This is a genomic window from Priestia veravalensis (assembly GCF_001457055.1).
GTDB lineage: Bacteria > Bacillota > Bacilli > Bacillales > Bacillaceae_H > Priestia > Priestia flexa.
In genome coordinates, this window is record NZ_KQ758729.1 from 1 (window position 1) to 7,762 (window position 7,762).

Genomic DNA, 7,762 nt, shown 5'->3' on the forward strand with positions numbered 1-7,762 from the left:
CGGCGCTGCTCATAATGTGATTTCTCGTGAATTTGGGCAACTAAATCCAAAAATACCTGTTGGAACACTTCAGTCGGCACTTGATTTAATCGGCGTCCGAGCTGCGAAAAGCTAATCGCTTCTAAATGCGTCGCTTTTTGAAGGTCGTCAGAAAATAATGTCTCACTGACTGCACGCAGACTCTCGGTTTCGTTGAGTTGTGCGAATACGAGTAATTTCAAGAATGAAGCAATGTACAGCTTCTTTGTATAGGAATTTAATTGATAGCTTTCAACCAATTCCTCGAGTTTTGTGGAGAAAATCGGTGAAAACCATTGTTCAAATGATGTTTTTCGTGTAAACTTATCCATGCTTATTGTCCTTTATTTTGGATTTGGATGGTTTATTACCGCCCAACCATTATAAAGGCTTTTTTTATGCAAAGATAAATTACTGAAAATTCAGATTTTTATAAAGCGTTGAATTATTTTAATGCGACACTAGTGAATTTAATTATATAGATAAATTAAGCAAGTGAGCATTACTATAGCTGAAAGTGAAATCTTTATATAATGTACTACTATCTACTTTAGATTAACTCTATTAACAAGTTTATAAAACAGAAAATAGCAAAGGTAGAGGTTAAGGCTGCGTCAGAATCGCTAAAATTTGTATAGATGACTTTTACAAGCTCAGAAATTAAATAACATATACCTACTATTGCTGGAGCTAACAGAAGAAACATATATACTAGCCCTTTCTCCATGCTTTTCTTGAATAATGCAATATCCCTGTCATGAAAGGCTTTCACAATACTAGGATAGATCATGGTTGCTACCGTTACACCAAAAGGAGCATCTCATATCTTAACGAGATATGAGATGCTCCTTTTACAAGTCATTGTTCTATCTTTTCTTTTCGTCCAACAATCCAAGCTAACGATAAAGTTGAAAATGTTACTATAATTGTAGTTAACATACCTACACGCACCTCTTTTTTTCCTTATAATTACAGTATGACATAAAATTAAAATAGAATCTAAGGGTATATATCAAATATAAAGTTAAGTCATTTTTTTATGCAAAATTCTGGATACGATAAGACCAATTCCACCTAACGCAATGAATAAAACAGCTCGGATGGCTAAAGGAATGAACGGTAAATCATAAAGAACAAGCTTAATTAAAGTAAGAAACAATAAGCTAATTCCAATATAAGTACCCGCTTTGAATAATTTTACTATACCAATAGATAAACCAATGATAGCTAGTAAAATCCACGAAAATGTCAGAGCTAATGTTTGAGTATTGGTCGATAACGCTTCTGTGAAAAGTTGAACTTCCTGCGTGACAAAACTTAAGGTTAAAATGGTAAATAAAATACTGGTACTTGCTACAAACAAGGTTGATTTTTTCATTGAATTATTTTGAATAAACACTAAAAAAAGCATTGTGCCTAAAAAACCAAGCCAATTTAATGTCGGTTGTGAAAATACCGCCTCAATTGGTATCGCCATAACAGCAACTGCGCTGATTGTGTAAATTGCATATCCCACAAATTTCTGAATTGGATTGTTATATTTATGTGCTAAATAACAAGTAACAGCTCCTTGAATAATATAAAGCAACAGTGCATCTTCTTTATTAAGAAGCTGATTAATCAAAAACGCAATGCCAATGACTAAATAGCTCATAAAAAAGTCAAATTTCACCTTTTCTGTTTTATATACCTTAATACATAGGGCATATACTACAATAAGTACAGCAATTATAATGGTAACAGTTGTTTTTTCCATCGTACTACTTATCCAGCCATAAACGATAAATAAGCTTGCCAAAGTAGTTGAGGCATAAATAAACTCATTCCCCTTGCGAACGGCTGACAGTAAAAGTAAACAGACATGTTGAATAAGAAGAGCTGCTCCTAGAAGGGATGTAAACTCTACAAACCAACCATATACTAACAACACTACATTCAAGAGTATTGCCGCTAACCCATATAACACATGATAATTCAATCTCCACGCAATGAACGCAAAAGCGAGGTATAAGAGCGTTTCGTAGCTAATAAACACAAGTTGATTGGGTGAGTTACTTTCTATTAAGAACGGTACAAGCACCCCGCCAATTATGCTAATGATCCCAAGCGCTTGTGAACGATAATAAACAGTCATGCCAAGCCCTGCTACAACCCACAGCGCGTTTAACATAAATGCAAACGAAGGCCCAATCATTCCATATAAACTATGCGCTGCAAACGTTGTTAGCATTAGGATTGGAACGGACCCACCAAGGAGCACTTGCCCTAATACAGAGCGTTTTTTTACAATTTGCAAATGGCCAACACCTACAAATGCGGCGCTTACAATATATCCTAGCGTAACCTTGACACCTTCACTCATTACCCCGTAGTCAGAAGCAGCTTTAAATCCCCAAAGAACACCAATTATAAAAACAAAAATAAAAATGCGGGGCAACCATATTTGAAAAAGCTGTTCTTCCCAATTCGTTGATTTTTTCACTTGTTGTTCATAAACTTCAGTTGGCTTCATCGGCTGATGAGAAACCGCTTCTTCATGATTTGAAGGTTTCTTTGCCTGCACTGTAAATTCTGTTTTGCTCCCATATTGATTAGTAAGTAGTTGCTTTAACTCCTTTACTTCCTCCTCTAATACCGTAATCTTTTTTTCTAGGTTCTCTATTCTTTTATGATCCATAACATCTCTCCCTATAGCTTTATCAATTACCAAATTATATCATTTTAGTGTTTTTTAGGATATCTCTTTTCAATTTAACAATAAAAAGTGCAGGCTAAAAATGCCTGCACTTTCTGCTCATGTAAAGTATTCAATTTTTGCATTTGGAAAGAATTGACCAATATAGTATTCAAGCGTTTCACGCAGCTCATGCTCTTCGTCCTTTGTATACACATACTTTCCAATCCCATAGCGTCCCCACTTATAGCGACGCTCTTCTTCATTCATTTGTAGCTTAGACTTTGGATAGTTCTTTTCAATGACACGTTTGGCTGGTTTTGTAAATCGATGCTGAATCATTTCAAATGTAATATCATCACGCGATTCCTGTGGGATGGAAGCATCCAGCTTTTCAAATAGCTTGCGATACCCATCTCTCCATCCCTCATGGATATAGATAGGTGCTACGATAAACCCCAGAGGATACCCCGCTTTTGCCACTTTGTTCGCTGCTTCAATTCGGTAATCTAACGGTGACGTTCCAGGTTCAAAATATTTAATAACATAATCAGCATTCACGCTGAAACGAAAGCGCGTTTTACCGTTATGTTTAGCATCAAGAAGGTGATCTACATGATGAAACTTTGTCACAAAGCGAAGTTGTCCTAAATCGCTTTCTCCAAAATATTCAATGGCATGCTTGAGCGTATGAGTTAAGTGATCAATACCTACAATGTCAGACGTACACGCAGCCTCAAAACGCGTAATTTGTGGTGCTCGTTCTTTCATGTATTGCTCAGCTCTATCTAGAATTTCTTCTACATTTACATACGTTCTGATGTACGGCTTACTTCCCATCGTCGTTTGTAAATAACAATAGTGACAGTGTCCCATACACCCTGTTGCAAAAGGAATTGCGTATTCTGCCGAAGGCTTGGACGTATCAAAATTTAGCGTTTTACGCACACCCACAACAAGCGTTGATTTTGCATTGCGATACTTTTGCAGGTGATTGTCTCCAGGAATATTTCGAACCTGGTTATGAGACGTTGTTTCGCGAATTTCAATGCCCATTTTTTCAAATTTATCTTTTAGCTCTACGCCTAGCGGATATTCTAAAGCACGTGGCTCAATATATACTAATTGCGGTACAAACGGTTTTATCACATTCATCACTTCCCTTTACTTTTCACTTCATGACATTTAGTGTTCGAAAAAAGGAATGGCATATGCTTGTTAAATGTAGGCTAAAAAAGACGCTGTTTAAACAGCGCCCTTTTTTAGCCTTCGTACGGTCCGTAATCAAATAGTTCGTTATATGCTCGTTCTGCTTCTTCATAGCTTGTGTATATCGCATCATCATCTGATAATAAGTGATACGACTCATGTAAAAGCAGCGCAACGTCGCTGTTATTTTCAGGATGCTGAACTACTTCTCCCTGCGTAATATTGGCTACGTTTGCCGTATGAGGGTTTCGATAGATCACAAAAACTTGGTCCCCAACATGATATTCTTTTTTCATTATGTCACCTTCTCTATTTCAGCTTTATTTCTATAGTGTCCGCACATAGTGACTTTATAATGGTGCTTTTTTACACTGTCTGACGTTCAATAAGCTGAAAAGGAAGTTCAATGTATTGAAGACTTTTATCAAGCACAAGTTTAAATAAATGCTCCCCCATTTCAAAAAGTGGTAGCTGAATAGTAGTAATGTCTAAATAAGCTGTTAACGGATGATTATCAAACCCAATAATCGCAATGTCTTTGGGCACTGATAAACCTTCTTTCTTACAGCGAGTTATAACTCCTACTGCAAGCTGATCATTGGTAACAAGCAATCCTGTTGGCCGGTCGTCCATTGCAAGCAAACGATCTACAATCATATCTCCATCTGTTATGTATAAGCAATCTGTGAATACCCACTCTTCTCGTATCGGTTCTTGCAACCTCTTCATAAAATCACCGTAAGCATTAGCTCGCTGTTCACTGTTTGTACCACTCATCCTGCCTACGCAGTAACCAATTTTCTGATGTCCGTGCTCATGCAGGTAAGATAGGGCTTTTTCAAAAGCTGCGTAATGATTAACGTACACGGACGACACCTTTTTAGCTGTTCCGTCTTCGCATACAACAACAGGGCCATACGATTGATACTCGCTAAGAACACTCCAATCATTTGCTCTAGAGCAAATGATGACACCATCTACCTGCTTGGTTTTCAACATATGAAGTGCTTCAATTTCCTTCTTTACATCGTAAGCTGTTTGGCACAATACAAGCTGACAGTGAGCGCTAAGTGCTTGCTTTGAAACCCCTTCAAGTATGACGCTAAAGTATGGGTGATTAATAAATGGAAGAACAACTGCAATCCGATTAGTCTTTCCTTTTGATAAAGTAACCGCATTGCTATTTTGCTCATAGTTGAGCTCATCCACGACTGCTTGTACACGCTCTCGCTTCTCTTCGCTTACATAAGGGTGATTGTTCAAAACTCGCGATACGGTAGAAACGGATACCCCAGCTTTCTTTGCAATATCTCGAATATTTACCATTTTTCTCTCCTTTTGCTCTTGTTCTGAAACGCGTTTCATCATTTATGCTGTTTTTATTATAACGAAAGGTGGTCATAAATGATGCTTGGATTGGTTATTTTATTTGTTTTATGCGGAGTTGAACTTTTACTAGCTATGGTAGCTTTAAAGCAAAAACCAGATTTATGGAAGGAGGTTGAATTCGAAGATTTTTATGATTTTTACGATTCAAAAAAGCGATAGAAACCTATCGCTTTTTCTAATTATTTATGTACAACCTCTTCAGTGATTGATCGACCTTTTGTCTGATCTATATCTAACCATTGCCACTCTTCATGTAGGCGAATCCTTCCGTCTGGCAAAACCTCCGGTGTAGAAAAGCATGTGCCTCCGCGAATTTCATAAGCTATGTTAACATGCTGATAGCGGAATGTAAGACAGCTCTTTTCGTCTATAGTCCCAACTAACGTCCCGTATAAAACGTCTCCACCTTCATACGTTGCGTGAATAATTCTGCCTTCTTGCTCATAGCGAAAGGTCGTATGAGAAGATACTTCACCGTTATCCGTATTCTGTACAGAGCGAAACACTCGATTCCTAAAACAAATCATCCTTTCACCTCTTTTTCAATATTCTAACATTTTAACTCTAAAAAAAGATGACATCAACCCTTCTTTCCGGTTGATGTCATCTAATGAAATGATGAAATTAAGCTATTTGTTTTTTAGCAGGTTGTTTATGAGTAAGCTTTGGATAATTAAAGACAATCGCTAAAATTCCAAATATCGCTGTTAAGATTGGATAAAATGCGAATGGCATTAGTTCAACTGAGGATACTTTTGCAAATTCTGATGCAATTAGCATTTGCGCTCCATATGGAACAAGTCCCTGCACGCTACATGAAAATAAGTCAAGTATACTTGCTGACTTACGGTTATCGATTTCGTATTCATCTGCAATCTCTTTTGCTAAAGACCCGACCGTAATAATTGAAATTGTGTTATTAGCTGTCGAAAGATTTGTCGCACTTACTAATCCAGCAATACTAAACTCTGCGCCTTTTCTTGTTTTAATATTACGTGTTAATAGCCCAAGCAAGAAATGGATCCCTCCATTATACTTAATAAGTTCAACGACTCCACCAATTAAGATGCTGAGAATAATGAGTTCAGCCATACCGCCAATTCCTGTTGTAATAGCTTTTGCAAAGGTTGCTAGCGTATAGCTTCCGTCTGCCAATCCAATAATTCCAGCTACAACAATACCCCCTGTTAAAATTGCTAACACATTTAATCCAAGCAATGCTGCAACCAGCACTCCTATATAAGGAAGCATTTTTACAAAGCTAAAACTTTCAACATCTACATTAGAATTATTTCCAAGCGTCATTACTAATAAAAGAACCATTGTAATAATTGCTGCTGGTAATACAATTAGAAAATTCACTTTAAATTTATCGTTCATTTTTGTTTTTTGCGTACGAACCGCAGCAATTGTTGTATCAGAAATAATGGATAAATTATCTCCAAACATTGCACCGCCGATAACGGCTGCTACGGCTAGTGCTGCAGAAATATCCGTTTCAGCACTTACTCCAACTGCAATTGGTGCTAGAGCCGCAATGGTACCAGTAGAAGTACCCATCGCAAGTGAGATAAAAGCACCGATAAAGAATAATCCAACAACAAGCAAGCTTTGTGGCAAAACAGATAAAGCAAGGTTAACCGTTGAATCAACCGCTCCCATGCCGCTTGCTACTTCTGAAAAAGCGCCCGCCAGAATAAAGATAAAGACCATAATCATCAAGTCCGGATGACCTGCGCCTTTAGCAAAACGCTCAACCTTCACATTTAGCGTTTCTTTCCGGTTCATCGCTAAGGCAACGATAGCCGCTACGATAATTGCTACAAGTACAGGAAGCTTATAAAAATCACCTGTAATAATCCCCGAGCCTACAAACAAAGCTAGAAATACTCCTAGCGGCAGCAGTGCCCAACCGTTTTCTTTTTGTTTTCCCATGTTTACACCTCTTTGCATAAATAAAAGACCTCTTCATCAAGAAGAGGCCCTCTTATAATTCTTTATAAGAATACGCTCTTCTCATCTTTCAAACAAAATTGTTTGCTGGATTTGGCACCGCACTCTGTGAGTCAGTTGCCGAGACATCATCGGGCCAGTCCCTCCGTCTCTCTTGATAAGAAGTATAATATTTTTTAAATTTATTATCACTAGTGTTGCATAAATGTTGACGCAATTTTCAGTTTAATGTTTTTTCCTGTTTAGAGCCAAAAAAGTAAATACCTTATTAAAGGTGGCTCCATCCATTTGGAAATTATGTACAATTAGACTTGTGCGACGACGACAATTTATTTTTAAGGAACGGTTTTTCCTTTAATCTTTCGTATCCAGATATGTGCCGGTTTCCATAACGAAGCCCTTAAAAAACGGCTAATCTGTAGCGTTTTTCGCTTACTTTTTGTTTCGATTTGCGCAATTACATTTAGGCAAAAAACAATCAGTGCGATAAACACTTGGTTTTGAATGGCCCATTCACTT

Annotated in this window: 8 protein-coding genes, 2 pseudogenes and 1 riboswitch; of the genes and pseudogenes, 1 reads left to right on the top strand and 9 read right to left on the bottom strand. The window is 37.4% G+C overall.

The window, feature by feature from the left end:
• The 6 genes and pseudogenes from AS180_RS20450 to AS180_RS20470 form a co-directional block, all read right to left on the bottom strand.
• On the bottom strand, positions 1-350 hold a 350-nt coding region (locus AS180_RS20450; protein ID WP_139109257.1), incomplete at its 3' end, for a DUF4372 domain-containing protein.
• Between the two features lie 218 nt (positions 351-568).
• Positions 569-817 (bottom strand): annotated as a pseudogene (locus tag AS180_RS24130) (murein biosynthesis integral membrane protein MurJ); the annotation flags it as partial.
• A gap of 225 nt (positions 818-1,042) precedes the next feature.
• A complete protein-coding gene (locus AS180_RS20455; RefSeq protein WP_025910466.1) occupies positions 1,043-2,695 on the bottom strand; it encodes a DUF2339 domain-containing protein in 1,653 nt (550 codons plus the stop codon).
• Between the two features lie 117 nt (positions 2,696-2,812).
• On the bottom strand, positions 2,813-3,841 hold the full coding sequence (gene splB / locus AS180_RS20460; RefSeq protein WP_025910467.1) for a spore photoproduct lyase: 1,029 nt from the start codon (positions 3,839-3,841) through the stop codon (positions 2,813-2,815).
• A gap of 113 nt (positions 3,842-3,954) precedes the next feature.
• Positions 3,955-4,197, bottom strand: a complete 243-nt coding sequence (locus AS180_RS20465) for a transcriptional regulator SplA domain-containing protein (RefSeq protein ID WP_025910468.1) — start codon at positions 4,195-4,197, stop codon at positions 3,955-3,957.
• A 70-nt stretch (positions 4,198-4,267) separates the two neighbouring features.
• Entirely contained in the window at positions 4,268-5,227 is a 960-nt protein-coding gene (locus AS180_RS20470) for a LacI family DNA-binding transcriptional regulator (protein WP_025910469.1), read from the bottom strand.
• 78 nt (positions 5,228-5,305) lie between these two features.
• Here AS180_RS20470 and AS180_RS22980 point away from each other — a divergent pair, with 78 nt between their 5' ends.
• Entirely contained in the window at positions 5,306-5,449 is a 144-nt protein-coding gene (locus tag AS180_RS22980) for a hypothetical protein (RefSeq protein WP_153301172.1), read from the top strand.
• Positions 5,450-5,469: 20 nt separating this feature from the next.
• Here AS180_RS22980 and AS180_RS20475 read toward each other — a convergent pair whose 3' ends face one another.
• The 3 genes and pseudogenes from AS180_RS20475 to AS180_RS22985 form a co-directional block, all read right to left on the bottom strand.
• On the bottom strand, positions 5,470-5,817 hold the full coding sequence (locus tag AS180_RS20475) for a n-acetylglutamate synthase (protein WP_174521180.1): 348 nt from the start codon (positions 5,815-5,817) through the stop codon (positions 5,470-5,472).
• 97 nt (positions 5,818-5,914) lie between these two features.
• Positions 5,915-7,225 (bottom strand): Na+/H+ antiporter NhaC family protein, encoded by a 1,311-nt coding sequence (locus AS180_RS20480; protein ID WP_062687430.1) that lies wholly within the window; start codon positions 7,223-7,225, stop codon positions 5,915-5,917.
• A 78-nt stretch (positions 7,226-7,303) separates the two neighbouring features.
• Positions 7,304-7,407: riboswitch (SAM riboswitch) on the bottom strand.
• Positions 7,408-7,578: 171 nt separating this feature from the next.
• Positions 7,579-7,762 (bottom strand): annotated as a pseudogene (locus tag AS180_RS22985) (IS4 family transposase); the annotation flags it as partial.

Excerpts from the sequence above, each read along its gene's own strand:
- AS180_RS20475 (WP_174521180.1), bottom strand. The coding sequence starts at position 5,817 with ATGATTTGTTTTAGGAATCGAGTGTTTCGCTCTGTACAGAATACGGAT.
- AS180_RS20470 (WP_025910469.1), bottom strand. The coding sequence starts at position 5,227 with ATGGTAAATATTCGAGATATTGCAAAGAAAGCTGGGGTATCCGTTTCT.
- AS180_RS22980 (WP_153301172.1), top strand. The coding sequence starts at position 5,306 with ATGATGCTTGGATTGGTTATTTTATTTGTTTTATGCGGAGTTGAACTT.
- AS180_RS20480 (WP_062687430.1), bottom strand. The coding sequence starts at position 7,225 with ATGGGAAAACAAAAAGAAAACGGTTGGGCACTGCTGCCGCTAGGAGTA.
- AS180_RS20455 (WP_025910466.1), bottom strand. The coding sequence starts at position 2,695 with ATGGATCATAAAAGAATAGAGAACCTAGAAAAAAAGATTACGGTATTA.
- AS180_RS20465 (WP_025910468.1), bottom strand. The coding sequence starts at position 4,197 with ATGAAAAAAGAATATCATGTTGGGGACCAAGTTTTTGTGATCTATCGA.